A 17,764-nucleotide genomic window follows, 5' to 3' on the forward strand; every position below is an offset into this window, starting at 1 on the left:
TTCAGAAAGGAAAAGAGAAAAATGTCAAATACAACAGTATATCAGTATCCTGAGGGACATCCTTGCCGTGGGTGTCCTTTTATTTTGGAATTGACAAAGCCAAGTTGTATGTTTCCACAAACAGGCGATAAATGCTTTATGCAAAAAGAATTGGATAGAAAGAAAAACAAGATGAGAGCGATGAACCTAAAAACTGCTATTTTGAACAGGAGGTAATTCAATGCGTACTAAAATGGACTTTTATAAAAGTTTTTTTGAACAACTTGCAAGGAGAGGTTTTGAGGTCAAAAGGTCAACTTCTTCAGATTATCTTGCAGATGTTTACTATAAAAATCAACTCATAGCGTTCTATACAAAAGCAGATACCATTGAGAGAAATCCGTTTGTGTCTGTAAAAGATAAAGTATTGAACATTATTGAGGAGACAGCGAGAAAAACAGCTGTAGAAGTTGGCATATGTACAGAGTGTCCTTATACTGATAATGAGGAAAGACTTAAAAATGGGGCTGTTAAACTGACCCAGTATAATAATGTCATACTGGCATGTAAGCAACACCATCTGTTTGGATATGTATTTTCGACTTTTCGTATAGCACCGAAAACCGAACAGCCTCTTCAAAGACAATTTTTCTATAATAAAGAATCAGCTACACAGGATTTTGCCATAAGATCAGGCTTAGTGGATGAGAAGGCTTTATTTTCAGAGACAGAGCTTATTGTTTTATACTCAAACCTTATAAAACTTACTTTGTTGGATAATAACATTTCTAATGACGATATGCTTTCAGTTGGTCGGATGATTGAAAAGATTGAAGATATTGTTCCAGAACTTCGAGGCAGGGAGTATGACTTTGATTTTGAGGAAGAGTTTATGCAAGATATGGAGACAGAGATTGGAGGCTGAGTTATGAGTAATGAAAGTAATCAGGTTATTGCTATAGCAAGGTTTTTGGCATATAAAAGCAATCTCAATAAACAACTAGAGCATATGCCCGAGGAACAATATTATAAGAATCCTGTTGGATTAGATGTTGGTACATACATTCAAGATATGATGAAATATTGTTCGGAGCAGACTGTAGATATTGTTTTAAAAAACCAGTATAAAATGATTGAAAGGCTGGGTGTAGAATACCTCAGCCTTATAGCAAATATGGAGTTTGTGGATGGGAGTGAAATAAATGCAAGATAGCAGACCAAACGCAAATATTTGGGGTAACATAATTACCTGTGCAGAAATTGCTATTGGTATCTATGAAATTGTTGGTGCCAATCATAAAGGAATAATGATGCCAAAGAAAATGGCAGAAGAAATGTTGCCTCAAAATGTAATTGATTTGGCAGAAAAAGATGGTGAAAATCTATGCTTTGTAGATGATTTATCCTCTTCAATAATTGCAGATGAACTGATAGAACAGGGAATTGTTACTAATCCAGAATTTATTGCCAAGCAGGATGCACTAAAGCAATTGGATGATGCAGATATTGATACAGGATTTGAAACTTTTAATGAAATTGATTTTAAACTTGAGATTGATAAAAGTGGGGAGTTTGAAAGATGAAGACCAAGGCAAAATTATTAATCTGCTCATTGATTTTTATTATTGGTGGATTGGTTAATATCCTTTTTACTACTTCTGTGCATTCGATACTATCAAGGCAAAGTAAAGTTCTACAGTTGTTTTCTGTTATGGAGTGCTTAAAGAGTATGGCAAATAGTAAGCAACATCTAATGCTATTCCTTTGCTTTCAAGGACTTGTGGCTGTGATAGCTGTAATGTTCTTTTTCACAAATTTAAGGCCTTATCAGTCCAATTTAGTAGAGATTACTCCAGATATAAAGACACCGGTGCCAGTCGGTCAATATCAACATGGATCGGCAAGATGGCTTAAGGATGAAGAGAAAGATAAAGTTTTTGACAGTTTTGTTTTGGATAAAAACGCTATGTAGTAGGAGTTCCTATGGACGAAGATGGGTATTGTGATAAAATAGAGTTACTTACATGAAAATATTATGAAATAAGCTCGCTAAAAATAGCTAGAATTCCCCAGTTATTTTTATATTTAAATAATTATTTACATTTAACACTATTTTTAATAGAATATATGTTAAAGTTCAGCGTACGTAAGGGGGGATGGCTTAATATGTATAAGATAACTATTTCAGATGGAACTATTTTAAAAGAAAGCATAGAGCATGTATCTTTTAGCACAGAAACGACTAACGATTATAATAGTAGACACACAAATCCAAGAAATTCGATGATAATCACAGGAAAAATAGACACTGACGAAAAAACGGCAGGACTTTATAAATGGGCATTACTTCCAGGAAGTAATCCAGAGTGTTATAAGGAAATTACGGTCGAGCAATACCAAAAAGAATTGTTAGTTCGGAAAGTTAGTTTTAATAAAGCATTCGTAGTAGATTATTCAGAGAATTATTCAAATTCTACAGGAGTTGGAACATTTACACTTTATATAAGACAATTTTTTGCTAAAGATATTGAAGTGACAAGTAAAGAGTCAAATAATACTGTAATTAATAAAGTTGAAGAACCAGTTAAAATAATTCAGAAAAAAATAGCCATGATGGAAAATATTCCAAAAGTAGAAAGTGCTAAAAAAACTACTATGAGCTTTACAGATAGGCTTGCAAAACAAAGTGAGCAAGATTTAAGTGGTCTTTCTGATGATAAACTAAAAGAAATATTTGCAAAAGAAATAGAACAGTCTAAAGAGGCTTATACAAGAGCAACAGATATTATAAAAACAAAAAAATTAAAAGGTTGTGTTGCTTCTAATGGTAAAATCACATTAAGCGGTTTTGATGGAAAAACAACTAAAGCCCCTAAAGACTTTACGAGAGTTTCATTGGATACTATGTTTGATTATTGTAAGGAGATTGGACATGAGTTACCTGCTAAAATGCCAGACTTTTATGATAATGGAATAAAGGGAAGTTTTTTTGCTTGTCATGCGGAAAAGCAATTATCACTTTTGACAGATAAACCCATAGGTATTTCTAAACCTATGTGTCCTAATTGCGTGGAGTATTTTAGCAAACACGCTATACATACAAAACAAGTAAAAATAACAACAGACCCTAAAAAGACAAGAATATTCTTTCCTAATGGTGTAATAAGGGAAATATGAAAGGAGATATTTTATGAAAGATGAACTAAAAGATTTATTAAATAAAGCGAAAAATGAAGTTAATAATCACCCAAAAGGTCAACTTATACTGCCTTTAAGAAAAAAAATATATAGTCTTATGGGTGAACACAGTGAGGACAGTGAAGGACGAGTTTTAAGAACTGACGGTTATCTTCGTAGACTTCAACTTTCTGTTTTATGTGTTAATTATGTTTTACCTATATGGAATAATGTAATGCTTGATGATAATACCCCTAACACCCTTTTAAAGAGCATAAATGATTACTTGTCAGGTGACAAAGATTGGGATTCTTTATGGGAGTTGCAGAATGATTTTTGGGCAGTATTAGATAGTTATATGTGTGATGATAATGATTACGGTACATCAATATATGTAGGACATTGCTCAATTAATGCTGTAATGGTAGCACTGAATGATGAAGATTTAGGTGAAGATGATGAAAACTTACTTGACGAAGATTTAGACCCATACACTTGGGATACTGCTTTTTATTCTTCTCTCGCATATTCAGAAAGCGAACAATACGATGAAAAAACTAAGATTCTTAAAAAACGAGAATTTTGGTTATGGTATTTAGATAAAGCTATACCAAAAGCAATGCAAATTTAATTTAGTTAACAAAAAAGGCTTTTATCTTTAAAAAAAGATAAGAGCTTTTTGGAATGTTTAGCTTAGTAAGCGGTACGATTTTTCAACCTTTTTTTACTTCTTTCAGTTTCTGATTTGCCCTCTTTAGATTCTGGTAAATTACACCTTATAACCCCCTTTTCAACAACATGTTTGAATGATTCTTCTTTACAATTTAGAATACAATTAGGAATGGTTTTATCACTAAATACTATAATCGCTGATGCAATTCTGGAATTGCAATTGGAGAAAAAAAGAAATAAACCTTAATCATCCAAAGTGCACTTACTGTTAATTCTTTACGAGATAGAAAAAGAATCACAACCTATGAAAGGAGTTGATGCCCTATGTCCACTATTACCTCACAAGGAGGTGTTGTCATTGGTCTAAAGAAAGAAGGAAACAAGGAACGCATCTATTATGTCGGTGAAGACAGTCATTTACTGTGCATCGGAGCCACACGATCTGGTAAAACCCGCTGCTTGGTCATTCAATCCATCTGTGCACTAGGACTTGCAGGAGAATCCATTGTAATCAGTGATCCAAAAGCAGAACTTTTTCATTACACTGCAACATTTCTTGAAAAACTGGGCTATGAAGTACTGACCTTAGACTTTAAGAATCCTTCCAAAAGCCAGAGGTATAATCCACTACAACCTATCATTAACGCAGTAAATGAGGGTGATACCGACAAAGCAGAAATGCTGGCATGGGACCTGACAAATAGCCTTGTCGGTAAACCGGAAGGAGAGAAAATCTGGACAAATGGTGAATGCTCAATAATTGCAGCATCAATTCTTTGTGTTGTTTGTGATAATAAGTATCGTCCAGAGTATCAGAATCTGACCAATGTTTATTGGTTTATTGCTGAAATGGTAAAAACCATTGGCAATAAAATGCCACTACTGGAATATGTTAAAAAACTTCCATCTTCGCACCCTGCAAAAGCACTTCTCTCAATTTCAGACGTTGCTCCAAGTAGGACAAGGGGAAGCTTTTATACTTCAGCACTAACGACACTTCGTTTGTTTACCAGTAAATCTATCTATGCCATTACCCATAAAAGTGACTTTCAATTGCAGGATATTGGTCAAAAGAAACAAGCACTTTTTATAATTCTGCCTGACGAAAAAACTACATTTTATCCGGTTGCATCCCTTGTTGTTTCACAACAGTATGAACTATTGGCAAATTTAGCTGATAGCAGGGGTGGACGGTTATTGCAGAGAGTAAACTTTATGCTTGAAGAGTTTGGAAACTTTACAACGATTACTGATTTTACAAATAAGTTGACTGTTGGTGGAGGAAGGGGAATAAGATTTAATCTCTTTATTCAGTCGTTTTCACAATTAAAAGAGAAGTATGATGAAAATACTTCAGATACCATTAAAGCTAATTGTCAGACTTGGGTCTATTTACAGGCGGATGATATGGATACATTAAGAGAGATATCAGAAAAGCTTGGTACATACACTGTTTCGAGCTATCAGCTTTCAGCAAATCATGCAAAATATACTACACCATCTAGTTCTCACAGTATAAGTTTGATTGAACGCAAGCTCTTAAATGTTGATGAGATAAGGCGTATAAGAAGACCATATCAAATTGTAACCTCAAGAACACATCCTGCAATTATGTATTCTCCTGATTTATCAGAATGGCACTTTAATAAAATGCTTGGCCTTGGAGATAAGGAACATAATCGCAAGTTAAGAGAAGAGAGGGAGAAAAGTCGTCCGGTAATAACGGATATGCATGAAGAAATAGCATTATGGAACATCTGGATTTACTATCAAAAAGACATTATAAGAAAAATACAACAAGCAGCAGATAAAGGAGGTGGTGCCTATGTGAGTAGTGAGGGTGATTTTGAATAGAAATATCACGAAAAGAGTGAGAAAAAATCTGACAGGAGGGTAATTTGTGAATACCGAAAAATTAAAAACAAAAGCTACAAGTCTTTGGAAAAAGGCAAGTGTGGGAATGACTACACTTGCTTTTTTGATTCTAAGCAATATACCAGTATATGCTGATGGAATTAAAGACAGTAAGGTGGTAACAGGAACAGAAAAGCTGATTGGAGATGTGACTACTTGGCTTATGGTTCTTGCACCGGTAGTTTCAGGACTGCTTATTATTTATTTTTGTATACGTAGATCGGCAGCTGATGAAATGGATCAGAAAAAGTGGAATGACAGAATTGTGGTTGCAATTGTTTCATGCCTTGGTGCAGTTGTAGGTTCTGCAACACTAAATCTTATTATTGGTTATTACAAATAGTATCTAAAAGTCATGTTTATGCCGTGGCTTTATTTTTTATTACAAAAAAATATTATTTTCAGGAGGCTCAAAATGAGTAAATTTATGAAAAATACCAAAAACAAAGCTATGTTATTAGCACTTGATTCAAGATGTAAAGCATCTAATATGTTAGAAAGGGCAAGGAAAGTATTTTATAACAAAGATGGACAAGGTACGCTTGATGTCGCAGTAACTGTATTAATTTCTATTGTGCTGGGAGCTTTAATCCTTGCAGGACTATATCTGGTCATCAATAACACAGTATTGCCAACAATTACACAGAAAATCAAAGATATGTTTAATTTCAAGGGATAAACTTTTTTCATAAGGCGGTGTTTTAGGCATCGCCTTATATTTACTCCATTGAAAGGGGTGAAGGAAATTTGGAAGCAATTTTAATAGTGCTCATTGTTGCCCTGCTTAATGGCTCTATTGCATTTATTGATAACTTCTTGACGGATATTGTGCCTATGACACTATATTCTGAAAAGTATATGACAGTTGTATCCGGTGTAAATCTAGCAGAAACCTTGTTTGATGTAACATTTGGATTTGGAGTATCTTTGATAATTTTGAAGTTTCTAAAAAAGGGCTTTGAAGTCTATGTCATGTGGACTGATGGGGATGCAGACGAAGAACCTTTATATCTTCTGACTAATTTCCTAAGAGCTTTGGCAGTAGCCATTTGTTTCCCAACACTTTATGGTTGGCTTGGTGGTATTGTTGAAGATATGACAAATCAAATTCTCACAGCAATTGGAGTAGCTACAGATTTTGATTGGCAGGCATGGGTAACAGGCATCTCATCTTTAGGCTTGGTAACGGCAATATTTGGATTAATATTTTTAATATGCTACTTTATGCTATACTTTCAATTTCTAATGAGAGGTCTGGAAATTTTAATACTTAGAATTGGAATTCCTATGGCTTGTGTGGGCCTTTTAGATAACGATAAGGGAATATTTAAGTCGTATATCAATAAGTTTTTCCAATCAACTTTAGCTATTGTCCTTCAGATATCTCTAGCAAAATTAGGTGTTGGACTCATGATAAATATGCATATTTTTTGGGGAGTAGCATGTATGGTACTAGCGATCAAAACACCAAAATTCTTACAGGAATTTCTGATAACAACTGGTGGAGGAGGTACAGGAGTCATTAATAATATTTATCATAGTGTAAGGCTCGTAGGTATGGCTAAGAATCTTGCAAAGTAAAGGATGGGTTGCAATGAAATGAATTTTATTGAAAAGGTGGTGCTTAGGCAGTGGTGACTATTGACGATATTTCTGTTGCCATAATCAGTCTTGTTAGAATTGGAGCCGTTGCAAGATTTATTTATTGCATGGTTCGATTATCTGCTGCCGAAGAAGAGTCAACTCAATATAGAAAAAGGGCTAAGAATACAGTGATTTTCTACATTATTGCCGAAAGTATCTGGCAGATCAAGGATTTAATTCTGTATTACTACAAGAGTTAGTGAGGAGGATATGATGGAAGAAAAGCTTTATATCCCAATGGGAGTAAAAACCGAAACAGAAATCTTTTCTGGTTTTGGAAGAAAGCAACTTTTGCAGTCTGTAATAGGTTCACTGGCAGCTGGAATGGTTGCTTTTATCATATGGATATTTTCACATAGTGCAGCACCAACAATGGTATGCGTTTTAGCTGGTATAATTGGCTCAGTGATGATGACAACCAAGGATCAGACCAATCTATCTGTTGTAGACCAGGTTCAGAATATGGTCCGTTTTGCAAGAAGTCAGAAGTATTATCCATATATTTATGGTGATGAATGGGGCATGATTGCCAAAAAGGACAAATGACAAAAGGAGGGAGCAAATCTGAAAAATGAATGTATTGATATTAAAGGGGTGCTTATTTGTTGTACTCCTTATCTTTGCTGCTTTATGGGATCTAAGGAAAAGAGAAATACCTGACACTATTGTAGTGCTTATACTATCAACTGGGTTTTTAGCTATACAACCATGGAATGCAGTTGTGGGTTTTATTACGACAGGATTGCCGTACGTGCTTGCGGCTGTCTTTATTAAAAAAGACAGTGGCTTTTCAATGGGTGGCGGTGATATAAAACTTATGGCAGCTTGTGGGTTTGTGCTGGGGATTACATTTGGCACATTACATAGTATCATTTCACTTACAATGGCTTTGCTTTTTGGATTATGCTTAAAATGTCATGATAGTAAGAATAGAATTAGAACTATGACACTGCCTCTTGCACCGTTTTTCTGTGCAGGAGGTATTTTTTCTTACATAGCATTTTATTTAATGAGAATTAAAAATTAAGGGAGGCAAACGGTTATGAAATTAAACTTTATAAAGAGTCGAACAGCTATTGGTCTTATATGTATCGTTCTTTCACTTTTTATATGCTTTATACTTACACCTATGTTTAACAGCGGATTAAAAGCACAGACAGAAATAATAAGGATATCATCAGATATGAAAAAAGGAGAGGTGATTGCCGGCAATAAGTTGGAAGTTGTAAAGGTTGGAGCATATAATCTTCCGCAAAATATTATTAAAAGAAAGGAAGATGTTGTTGGAAAATACGTTAATTGTGATCTCATGAAAGGTGATTATATTTTGTCTTCAAAGGTGACGGACAAGCCTTTGCTTGAGTTTGAATACCTAAATGATTTGGATGGAACCAAAGTAGCAATGTCCATTACAATAAAATCCTTTGCTGCAGGCTTGTCTGGTAAATTAGAATCAGGTGATATTGTGACACTGATTTCATCAAATTATGACAATATGGGGTCAGCAACCATTCCATCTGAGCTTAAATATGTAAAGGTTTTGGCTGCAACAACAGAAAGCGGAATGGATAAGCAGCAAGCACAAGCAGAAATAAAGAAAGAAGACAAAGAAACTGAATTGCCTTCGACACTGACTTTGATTGTTAATACTGAGCAAGCGAAGGTACTTGCTGACTTGGAGCAAAAGGGGAATATTCATGCGACTTTGGTTTATAGAGGCTCTGGTGAAAATGCAAAGAAATTCCTAAATGACCAGGATAACTACTTTAAAGGCAAAAGTACAGAAAATACGATAAAACAAACAAAATAGGAGGAAGTTCGATGAGTAGCAAGGGAAAACAAATGCTGGCAGTATGGGGAAGCCCGAATTGTGGTAAGACGATTGCCTCAATAAAGCTTGCCAATGAACTCAGCAGTAGAAAGAAGAATGTTTTGCTCATCCTATGTGATGATATTTGCCCTGCATTACCAACCATATATAAATCAAAAGAACCTGTAGAAGTTTCCATCGGAGATGTTTTAGCAGCTTCTAACATCACTCAGGAAGTAATCTTAAAAAACAGCATTGCATTAAGTAACAATCCGTATTTAAGTTTATTAGGCTATAAAGCTTGTGAAAACCCCTATTCCTATGCAGAGTATGGAAAGGATAGAGCAGTTGATTTTTTCGTACTTCTAAGACACATCGTTGATTATGTGGTGATAGATTGCTCCAGCATTTTAACAGGAAATATTTTATCTACGGTGGCATTGGAAGTTGCAGATAGTGTATTAAGACTTGGGGGATGTGATTTGAAAAGCATCTCTTATTTTATGTCCATAATGCCATTATTGGGAGAGCAGAAGTTTAATGCTGACAGTCATATCAAAGTATTATCTAATGCCAAACCAATGCAGGATATTGAAGAGTACAAAAATGTTTATGGTGGTATTTCGCATATATTACCTCATGTGCAGGATATTGAAGAGCAAGCAGCATCTCTTACTTTGTTTGATGAAATTAAAGGGAAATCGGCAAAGGATTTTGATAGTTCAATCAAAGCCATAGTTAAGGAGGTCTTTGGGAATGAGTAGAAATCTTGGCCTGTTTTATAATGTGGCAAAGAACAAAAAGGAATTTACTGAAGTTTTAAATGAAATACAAGAATACATTTCAAGTAAATATGCCACCATGATTGTAAATAATTCTGGTAGTACAGAAGGTGCAAATGGGAATAACCAGCTAGGAGAGCAAAAACAGCAAATTACTGCATACATTGCAAAATACCTTGCGGATTATAGCCTGAGTGTTGAAGGAATGAGTGCTGATGAGCTTATTGAGCGGTTATATACGGAAATGGCTGAGTTTTCTTTTCTCACCCAGTATCTGTTTGTTACAAATATTGAAGAAATCAATATTAATAGCTGGAAAGATGTTAAGATTACCTATTCAGATGGAAGAGTTGTTCCATCCATAGAGAGATTTAATAGTCCAGAACATGCTGTTGATGTGGTTAGAAGGCTGCTGCATAAATCGGGGATGATTCTTGATAACTCACAGCCCGGAGTTGTAGGACATCTTTCAAATAAAATCCGTATTACTGTTTTGGGTAATCCCATTACTGATTCAGATAAAGGAGTAGCAGCATCAATTCGTATCATCAATCCTCAAAAACTATCAAGAGAAGATTTTATCAATAACAATACAGCTACAGCCCAAATGCTTGACTTTCTAAGTATATGTTTAAGATATGGCCTATCCATGTGCGTTACAGGGAGTACGGGTTCAGGAAAAACTACTCTTATGAGTTGGATTCTATCCAGTGTCCCAAATGAAAAGCGTATTTTTACAATTGAAAATGGATGCCGTGAGTTTGATCTTGTTAGGGAAGATGAAGATGGTAATGTAGTAAATAGTATTGTACATACTGTTACCAGATACTCCGAAGATAAGAAGCAAAATATAGACCAGGAAAAATTACTTGAGTATGCTCTTACATGTAACCCGGATATTATCTGTGTAGGAGAGATGAAGTCAGCAGAAGCTTTTGCAGCACAAGAGGCTGCAAGAACAGGGCATGCCGTTATTACCACAACTCATGCCAATAGCTGTATAGCTACTTACAACCGAATGGTCACTTTATGTACCCAAAAGTATGATATTGCAGACAAGACATTGTATAACCTTGTAACGGAAGCCTTTCCCATAGTGATGTTTGTAAAAAAACTTGAGGATGGCAGCCGCAAAGTGATGGAGATAACAGAATGTGAAATTTTAGAGGATGGAACGAGGAAAATTCATACTTTGTTTCGCTACAATGTTGTTGAAAACAAGGTTGTAGATGGCAAATTATCTATCAAAGGAGAATATCAGAAAGTAAATGATATTTCAAAGAGTATGCAAAAAAGACTTCTTGAAAATGGGATGCCAATGAGTTTGTTTGAAAGCATAATGGGAGGAGTTGATGTATAGGTGATGTTTTTGATATTGATGGCTCTAGTTGGTTTGATTTTAGGTTCTTTTCTGCTTTTAAATCTATCTATTTTTGAGTTTGCAGAAAATCTTTTAAAGCCATTTCAAAACCGCAAAAGAACCATAAGTAAAAAGATAGAAGAAGTAAAAAATCCAAAGCCTTTAAGGGGAATTAGAAAAACTGTAAAAGAAGCAGGAGATGTATTAACACTAATGGGAAAGGAAGCTAAATTCGGAATGGTGTTTGCTATCTCATTTATACTTATGGTGGCAGGTATTTTTGCTTCGATCTTGATGGAGAATATTTTCATGATTCCCGTTGCTGCAATAGGTTTATCCCTCATTCCTTTTTGGTATCTGATATTTATATCTCATTCTTTTAAAAAACAGGTAAATGCAGAATTGGAAACAGCCTTATCTATTATTACATCAAGCTATTTTAGAAATGAAAGCATAATTACGGCTGTTCAAGAGAACATAGGCTATATCAATCCACCTATATCTAATGCATTTAAAGCATTTTTGACACAGGCAAATATGATTAATGTCAATGTGAAGCAGGCACTTAATGATATGAAATCAAAGCTCAATCATCATGTCTTTAGTGAATGGGTAGATGCAATGATTGCATGCCAAGAGGATAAAACCCTAAAAACTACGCTTACACCCATTATCTCAAAGCTTTCGGATGTCAGAATTGTATCAGCTGAGTTGGATTATCTGATGTATGAACCGTTGAAGGAGTTTATCACGATGGCACTGCTGTTAGTTTTGAATATTCCGCTCATCTACTTCCTGAATAAAGATTGGTTCAGAGTGCTTGTAGATACTGTATTGGGAAAAGGAATATTGGCGGTATGTACATTGGCTATTTTTGTTTCCTTGGCAGCAGTGATAAGAATTACAAGACCAATAGAGTATAAAAGATAAAATATGAAAGGGGTTTTCAAAGTGATAAATAATACTACAATAAAACAAAGAGATTATGAAAGGGCTTCCAGTCTTTTAGGGGAGCTCTTTGCATTTGATTCAGACATTACAGATGAAATCAATAAATACATTCAAATATACGGAGTGGAGGGCTTTTTTAAAAAGCTTGCAACCTTTGATTTTTCAGTAGATGTTTATGAAAAACTGAATGCTGTCAAGCTGGTTCTTTTTGGTCTTGGAGAAGATGTATTAAATATTGAATATGGCGACAAAAAAATTAGAACCTTGGAAGGTGGTGCAGGTCTTGAAGCCAAATTACGATGAATCACATCTTGCCAGCTTTATAAAGGGACTCACAAGTCTGACAGGACTATCAGAAAGAAAAGTAAGAAAATATGTTTCAGAGAATAATCTATTCAATATATTGGAACACATGTTACAATTGAATGTGATTGCGGTTATTTTGCTGAGAATAATCTATTCAATATATTGGAACACCCTAGCATTATTGAGCCTAATAAGCAACAACTCGATAAAATTAATATACTGAATGAATTCATATCATGCTATAGGCTTCTTAAACTGTATGAAATGGATAACAGGATGACACTCAATTCTTCAACAAAAGCTGGGGAGTATTTTGTTTCAATTCTAGGAGGAGTCAAGGATAAAGAGAAATTTGTGGTTGCGTTTTTAGATAAAGGTAACAATGTTATTGAAACAAAGGTTTTATCGGAAGGAAGCATCGGCGAAGCTGTTGTTTATCCAAGAGCTGTTTTGAAAGCGGCTCTTGATTGTGACTGTAAATCAATGATTGTTGCTCACAACCATCCTGGTGGGAGCATGGTCCCTTCTCTGCAGGATAAAGAAATTACGCAGATTTTGGTCTCAATTTTTACACCACTTCAGATAAATGTTCTTGATCACATTATTGTTGCAAATAACAGCTATCTTTCAATGGAAGAGAGGGGAATGATTCCAAAGGCAGCAGAAAACATCTTTTATGATCCGATACGTTCTAATAATGTTTCAACTGCAAAGGAAGTAGAAAAAGATTTTGATATTTCTTTGGATGATTCTACCAAAAGCTTTGGCTTTATGGGGCAAGACACTGAGGAGGAAAGTGAATGGGAGAGATAATGATATTTTTCATAATAGGATTTACTGCCTTTTTCCTATCGGTTGGATTATTCAATATATCAGCACATATATTTCATTTGCCAAAGATTGCGACTACAAAGGCGGTAATTAGTGTTGCAAGGCAGGATAAAAAGAAAACAAAAAATATAGAAGCCCTTATATTTGAAGCAGCAACAAAGTTATCAAAATTTATAAAATTGGATGATTACAAAAAAAGAAAGTTGGCAGCAACACTTAAATCGGCAGGACTTAAGATGACGCCAGAAACATACATAGCAAAAGCATGGATAAAGTCAGGGCTAATAGCGTTATTGATTATACCGATACTTCCTTTCTTGCCAATACTAACACCTGTAATCATATTACTTTCCATAGCCATGCTGTTTAAGGAAATGCGTGCAGCAGATGAAATTGTCAGACAAAAACGTGAAGAGATTGAGTATGAATTGCCAAGATTTGTGTCAAATTTAACTCAATCCCTAAAGGCAACCAGGGATGTGCCTGCAATATTAAAGTCATACCAAAAAAGTGCAGGAGAGAAATTCAAACAGGAGATTGAAGTCACCATTGCAGATATGAAATCAGGAAACGAGGAAACAGCACTGACCAGGCTTGAATCGAGAATAGGTAGTGCTATGTTATCAGATGTGGTGAGAGGGCTTATTTCAGTTAAGAGAGGAGATAATGGTGTAATTTACTTTGAAATGCTAAATCATGATTTTAAACAATTGGAAATCCAAAAGCTAAAACTACTTGCTATGAAACAGCCGGGAAAAATCAAGAAGTATTCTTTTATGATGTTGGGATGCTTTTTGTTAATTTATTTAGGAATTCTTGGATATGAAATCATGAGAGCTTTAGGAAATATGTTTTAGAGGAAAGGAAGGATGCTATTTGAGGGAGCTAATGAATAAAAAGGGGAACAGTTTTGTGGATGCATGTGTTGTTGTATTGGTAATTGCCATGCTTTTAGCTATTGTTATCAAAGTTATGCCAGTGTTTATAGCAAAGCAGCAGTTAGATACATTTGCAAGCGAGCTATGCAGAACAGCTGAAATATCGGGTAAAATCGGAATTGATACAACAGTGAAATCAGAACAACTTTCCAATGAAACCGGATTAAAACCGACAATAGTGTGGTCAAAGGTTGGTGATATACAGCTTAATGAGGAGTTTAAAGTTACTTTAACTACAAATGTTAATATAGGCCTCTTTGGAGATTTTGCATCATTTCCTATAACTTTGACTGCTAAAGCAACAGGCGTATCGGAGGTATACCACAAATGATTAAACTCAGAAAAATTCTTCTAAATAAAGGAGGCAGTTCTACACCACTAATAGTAGCCATTGTTCTTGTAATCATTATTCTATCAAGTGCGGCTTTTGAATATATGAGACTTATGATTGTGGCAATGGGTATAAGGGATGCTGTACAATCCTCGATAATTGACGTAGCTACTGAAAACTGGGATGAGGTTTATAATGGTCTTAGGGAAGGGTATTCCGGCGGATATACTTTAACTGGTTCAAGTTGGACTGAGAATATCAGTACCGGGAATATTTATGAAAGACTTGAAGAAAACCTAAGCGTAGTACAAGAAGGCGATAAATATATAAAATATGCAGGAAGCAATCTGGAATATGCTATTTCCAATCTATATGTTGATGTGAAGAATGCACCTTTAGCACCTTCGGATGTAATTGGAACCAATCAATTTACTGTTGAAGGGACTGTTCATATTACTATGCCTTTATCTTTTGGGTGGGAACATCTACCGAATGTGAAGTTTAAGTTAAAGCTAAAAGCAGGTTATGTACCCAAATTTTAATACGAAACATAGTGCGTATTATCAATATAGACATTACGAAAGTTCGGTGATATAATATGAAGTGATTGGAAGATCTTGAATTGACTTTATAGTTTGTTTTACGTGATAGTAGTTTGATTTAGTCTTTAAAGAGGAAGGAGGCACATAAAAATGGAAAAGATGACTCCCAAAAAACAAAAGGGATTAATTGTATCAGGGTTGCTGTTACTTTGTGTTGCAATTATGGTAGGAATATTTTCATTCATTGGTAAAGATAAAAATATTTCTGAAGTTCCTATTGCCATGCAACCAACAGATAATGCTGCATATATGGATGAAATCAAGGATACTACAACACCTATTCCTATTCAACGTACTGTTACAGAAGTTTCTCCCACTATTATAGAGAATGATACAGAGGTTGAAGCTACAACAACGTCTAATAATATTCAATTAACAGAAGCGTTAGAGAAACCAGAACCACCAGAAAAGCCGAAAACAGCATTGAGTACAGAAAAACCACATGAAAAGCCAAAAGATAAAGAATTGACCAATCCAGATAAAAAGCCACAAACAACAGTGAAACCTATTGAACCTGACAAGTCAAAAGATAAAACTCCTCAAGGGGGAGAAACAAACGATAAAGGTGAAACATATGTACCAGGCTTTGGATGGGTGAAAGATAGTGGAGCAAACGTTGGAGAAAAAAGTGATTCGGATGGAGATTGGAATAAACAAATAGGAGATATGAATTAATTAAATAAAGCTATGAATTAGAGGTGAGTCATTATGATTTACCTCTTTTTTATTTGCCTGAAAGGAGAACAGGATGAGAAGAAAAATATTTACAATCATGGTTATTTGCATTTTTTTGTTATCCTCAATAACTTCCATATATGCTGAAGGTGATGGAAACATAGATAATGGTTCTGGTGGTATGGGAAGTGGCACAAGTCAAAACTCATGGACTCCAGGCAATGATGGTGTAAGGGTAACAGTTGTTGACACAAAAACAGGAAAAACAGTTGGCAGTGGTATCGATTATACTAATAAAAATCCATCTATAAGCATTATCCACTTTGGCAAGGTATCCAAAATTCAATATAATAATGGAACATCTTTATACCCTGTAAAAGGAAGTTATCATTATAAGAATCCAACAAATCCTATGCCTAAAATAATAAGCAGTGCTAGTGGAAAAGCAAGAATAGAAGCTATAAAGAAGTACTTTTGTTCTGATGGTGCAGCCAAAATGATTGCAGAAGATGTAGGGATTAATTTTGACCAGCTAGTAAATGGGAACTATAAGCTGCTTTTAGAACCGATTGCATATTTCAAATATCAAGGGATTGAAATGGGTATGACGGCACATGAAGCTGCACTTTATGACCAGTTGCAAAGTGGAGCGTTAAGAAGCAAAATGGTAAGTCTTACGCATAAAAACTTGCCACTGGCAATGTTTCTGGAAAAGTCAGATCTGGGATTTCAAGCATGGACTGGTGCAACATCCGGCTCACAGTCAAACAGCACAATTCTCACATATTTAGGAGTTGGTATTGTAAGCTATAAGGATGCTCCCCCAACAGATCCGGTGGATACAGTCATAGAATATCGTATAAATACTGAAGTTATTACTGCCGTTACCTTAAACTCATCATATGAAATTAATCCAGATAGTCCAGCTACGGTAACTTTTAATGTTGGCGGTAAGATTTACACAATGAGCAACATTGCGATTCCTAAAGATGAAAGTCAAGTGGTTTGGTGCAAATGGACAACTCCTTCAACTGAAAAGAATATCACAATAACAGTAAGTGCAACGAAAGGATATTTAAGTGAAAGTGTCATTAAAGCAAAAATTGTTAATTTGGATAAAAATACTCCACCAAACCCTACTGCCAATGATAAGAATAATGGATTTAAGCCTGTGAGTATTCCAAGCAAAAGTCAGAGAACTTATGCTACATGGAGCGTATGGAGGGTAAAATGGCATGCTAATTGGGTCTGGATTTCAAATTGGAAATGGTGTGACCATGGTGATTGGGGACATTGGCTGGATAATGGGAATTGGGTAGATAAAGGTTGGTATGATTTTTATACCGATGTATATGAAGCAAATCTAACAGCATCTAGCAAAATCAAGCCGGATATTAAATCTCCAACAGCTTCATATATAAATATGAAAAGTGGATATGGTATCAATAATGTAGTGCAAACAAATCTATTATCTTCTGCACCAACAAGCCATATAACAGGAGCTCAAACTGGAGTGAGTTATTTTCCTGAGTTTGAATATAAAACTTATTGGAGACTTCTTCAATGTACACAAAGTGGCTACTTTGCACGATTTGAATTTAAATCAAATCCTTACAGTACCTATGGTGCAAAATGCCATTTTACACCTATTTGGTATCCAAATGGACAATATAAGGTCTATACCTACGTATTAGATGCCTGGACGCCTACTGGAATGTTATCAATAAATCTTAATGATTATGTGAATGTTTCAGGTTCGTTATATGATGACTGGCATATTGCACCCAAATAA

At 35.1% G+C, this 17,764-nt stretch carries 25 protein-coding genes; all 25 read left to right on the forward strand.

Going from position 1 to position 17,764, the window contains the following annotated elements:
* Positions 1-21: 21 nt before the first annotated feature.
* The 25 genes from ACECE_RS0217155 (at position 22) to ACECE_RS0217275 (ending at position 17,764) form a co-directional block, all read left to right on the forward strand.
* The gene (locus ACECE_RS0217155) at positions 22-216 is read left to right on the forward strand and encodes a hypothetical protein (RefSeq protein WP_010249464.1); all 195 of its coding nucleotides are present in this window, start codon (positions 22-24) and stop codon (positions 214-216) included.
* Positions 217-220: 4 nt separating this feature from the next.
* Positions 221-904, forward strand: coding sequence for a hypothetical protein (locus ACECE_RS0217160; protein ID WP_010249465.1), 684 nt, complete (start codon positions 221-223; stop codon positions 902-904).
* Between the two features lie 3 nt (positions 905-907).
* Entirely contained in the window at positions 908-1,192 is a 285-nt protein-coding gene (locus ACECE_RS0217165) for a hypothetical protein (RefSeq protein WP_010249466.1), read from the forward strand.
* Entirely contained in the window at positions 1,182-1,562 is a 381-nt protein-coding gene (locus tag ACECE_RS0217170; protein WP_010249467.1) for a hypothetical protein, read from the forward strand. The genes ACECE_RS0217165 and ACECE_RS0217170 overlap by 11 nt, the downstream gene beginning before the upstream one ends.
* A complete protein-coding gene (locus ACECE_RS0217175; protein ID WP_010249468.1) occupies positions 1,559-1,951 on the forward strand; it encodes a hypothetical protein in 393 nt (130 codons plus the stop codon). Before ACECE_RS0217170 ends, ACECE_RS0217175 begins: the two co-directional genes overlap by 4 nt.
* A 194-nt stretch (positions 1,952-2,145) precedes the next feature.
* Positions 2,146-3,156 carry a type VI secretion system tube protein TssD gene (gene tssD / locus ACECE_RS29545; protein WP_010249469.1) on the forward strand — a complete coding sequence of 337 codons (1,011 nt, stop codon included), beginning with the start codon at positions 2,146-2,148 and terminating at the stop codon, positions 3,154-3,156.
* Positions 3,157-3,169: 13 nt separating this feature from the next.
* Positions 3,170-3,787, forward strand: a complete 618-nt coding sequence (locus ACECE_RS0217185) for an Imm5 family immunity protein (protein ID WP_010249470.1) — start codon at positions 3,170-3,172, stop codon at positions 3,785-3,787.
* Positions 3,788-4,152: 365 nt separating this feature from the next.
* Complete coding sequence (locus tag ACECE_RS0217190) at positions 4,153-5,682, forward strand: VirD4-like conjugal transfer protein, CD1115 family (protein ID WP_010249471.1); 1,530 nt, start codon at positions 4,153-4,155, stop codon at positions 5,680-5,682.
* Positions 5,683-5,788: 106 nt separating this feature from the next.
* A complete protein-coding gene (locus ACECE_RS0217195; protein ID WP_235715981.1) occupies positions 5,789-6,085 on the forward strand; it encodes an Mbov_0395 family pilin-like conjugal transfer protein in 297 nt (98 codons plus the stop codon).
* A 72-nt stretch (positions 6,086-6,157) separates the two neighbouring features.
* Positions 6,158-6,421: a DUF6133 family protein gene (locus ACECE_RS0217200; protein WP_010249474.1), complete on the forward strand. Its 264-nt coding sequence runs from the start codon at positions 6,158-6,160 to the stop codon at positions 6,419-6,421.
* Positions 6,422-6,489: 68 nt separating this feature from the next.
* Complete coding sequence (locus ACECE_RS0217205) at positions 6,490-7,323, forward strand: conjugal transfer protein TrbL family protein (protein WP_010249476.1); 834 nt, start codon at positions 6,490-6,492, stop codon at positions 7,321-7,323.
* Positions 7,324-7,373: 50 nt separating this feature from the next.
* On the forward strand, positions 7,374-7,586 hold the full coding sequence (locus ACECE_RS0217210) for a hypothetical protein (RefSeq protein WP_010249479.1): 213 nt from the start codon (positions 7,374-7,376) through the stop codon (positions 7,584-7,586).
* 13 nt (positions 7,587-7,599) lie between these two features.
* Positions 7,600-7,932 carry a hypothetical protein gene (locus tag ACECE_RS0217215; RefSeq protein ID WP_010249481.1) on the forward strand — a complete coding sequence of 111 codons (333 nt, stop codon included), beginning with the start codon at positions 7,600-7,602 and terminating at the stop codon, positions 7,930-7,932.
* 25 nt (positions 7,933-7,957) lie between these two features.
* Positions 7,958-8,413 carry a prepilin peptidase gene (locus tag ACECE_RS27925; RefSeq protein ID WP_010249483.1) on the forward strand — a complete coding sequence of 152 codons (456 nt, stop codon included), beginning with the start codon at positions 7,958-7,960 and terminating at the stop codon, positions 8,411-8,413.
* Between the two features lie 15 nt (positions 8,414-8,428).
* The gene (gene cpaB / locus ACECE_RS0217225) at positions 8,429-9,196 is read left to right on the forward strand and encodes a Flp pilus assembly protein CpaB (RefSeq protein WP_010249485.1); all 768 of its coding nucleotides are present in this window, start codon (positions 8,429-8,431) and stop codon (positions 9,194-9,196) included.
* A gap of 11 nt (positions 9,197-9,207) precedes the next feature.
* The gene (locus ACECE_RS0217230; RefSeq protein ID WP_010249487.1) at positions 9,208-9,960 is read left to right on the forward strand and encodes a ParA family protein; all 753 of its coding nucleotides are present in this window, start codon (positions 9,208-9,210) and stop codon (positions 9,958-9,960) included.
* Entirely contained in the window at positions 9,953-11,338 is a 1,386-nt protein-coding gene (locus ACECE_RS0217235) for a CpaF/VirB11 family protein (protein WP_010249489.1), read from the forward strand. Before ACECE_RS0217230 ends, ACECE_RS0217235 begins: the two co-directional genes overlap by 8 nt.
* 3 nt (positions 11,339-11,341) lie before the next feature.
* Positions 11,342-12,268 carry a type II secretion system F family protein gene (locus ACECE_RS0217240; protein ID WP_235715982.1) on the forward strand — a complete coding sequence of 309 codons (927 nt, stop codon included), beginning with the start codon at positions 11,342-11,344 and terminating at the stop codon, positions 12,266-12,268.
* A gap of 21 nt (positions 12,269-12,289) precedes the next feature.
* On the forward strand, positions 12,290-12,592 hold the full coding sequence (locus ACECE_RS0217245; RefSeq protein ID WP_010249493.1) for a hypothetical protein: 303 nt from the start codon (positions 12,290-12,292) through the stop codon (positions 12,590-12,592).
* 165 nt (positions 12,593-12,757) lie between these two features.
* Complete coding sequence (locus ACECE_RS31865; protein ID WP_085946259.1) at positions 12,758-13,408, forward strand: JAB domain-containing protein; 651 nt, start codon at positions 12,758-12,760, stop codon at positions 13,406-13,408.
* A complete protein-coding gene (locus ACECE_RS0217255; protein WP_010249498.1) occupies positions 13,396-14,283 on the forward strand; it encodes a hypothetical protein in 888 nt (295 codons plus the stop codon). The genes ACECE_RS31865 and ACECE_RS0217255 overlap by 13 nt, the downstream gene beginning before the upstream one ends.
* A 31-nt stretch (positions 14,284-14,314) precedes the next feature.
* Positions 14,315-14,695 carry a DUF4320 family protein gene (locus ACECE_RS0217260; protein ID WP_040428629.1) on the forward strand — a complete coding sequence of 127 codons (381 nt, stop codon included), beginning with the start codon at positions 14,315-14,317 and terminating at the stop codon, positions 14,693-14,695.
* Positions 14,692-15,237: a hypothetical protein gene (locus ACECE_RS0217265; RefSeq protein WP_010249502.1), complete on the forward strand. Its 546-nt coding sequence runs from the start codon at positions 14,692-14,694 to the stop codon at positions 15,235-15,237. The genes ACECE_RS0217260 and ACECE_RS0217265 overlap by 4 nt, the downstream gene beginning before the upstream one ends.
* A 150-nt stretch (positions 15,238-15,387) precedes the next feature.
* The gene (locus tag ACECE_RS29555; RefSeq protein ID WP_010249504.1) at positions 15,388-15,972 is read left to right on the forward strand and encodes a DUF6550 family protein; all 585 of its coding nucleotides are present in this window, start codon (positions 15,388-15,390) and stop codon (positions 15,970-15,972) included.
* 73 nt (positions 15,973-16,045) lie between these two features.
* Positions 16,046-17,764 carry a hypothetical protein gene (locus tag ACECE_RS0217275; RefSeq protein WP_010249506.1) on the forward strand — a complete coding sequence of 573 codons (1,719 nt, stop codon included), beginning with the start codon at positions 16,046-16,048 and terminating at the stop codon, positions 17,762-17,764.

Origin of the sequence: Acetivibrio cellulolyticus CD2 (assembly GCF_000179595.2) — a bacterium.
Classification (GTDB): Bacteria; Bacillota; Clostridia; order Acetivibrionales; family Acetivibrionaceae; genus Acetivibrio; species Acetivibrio cellulolyticus.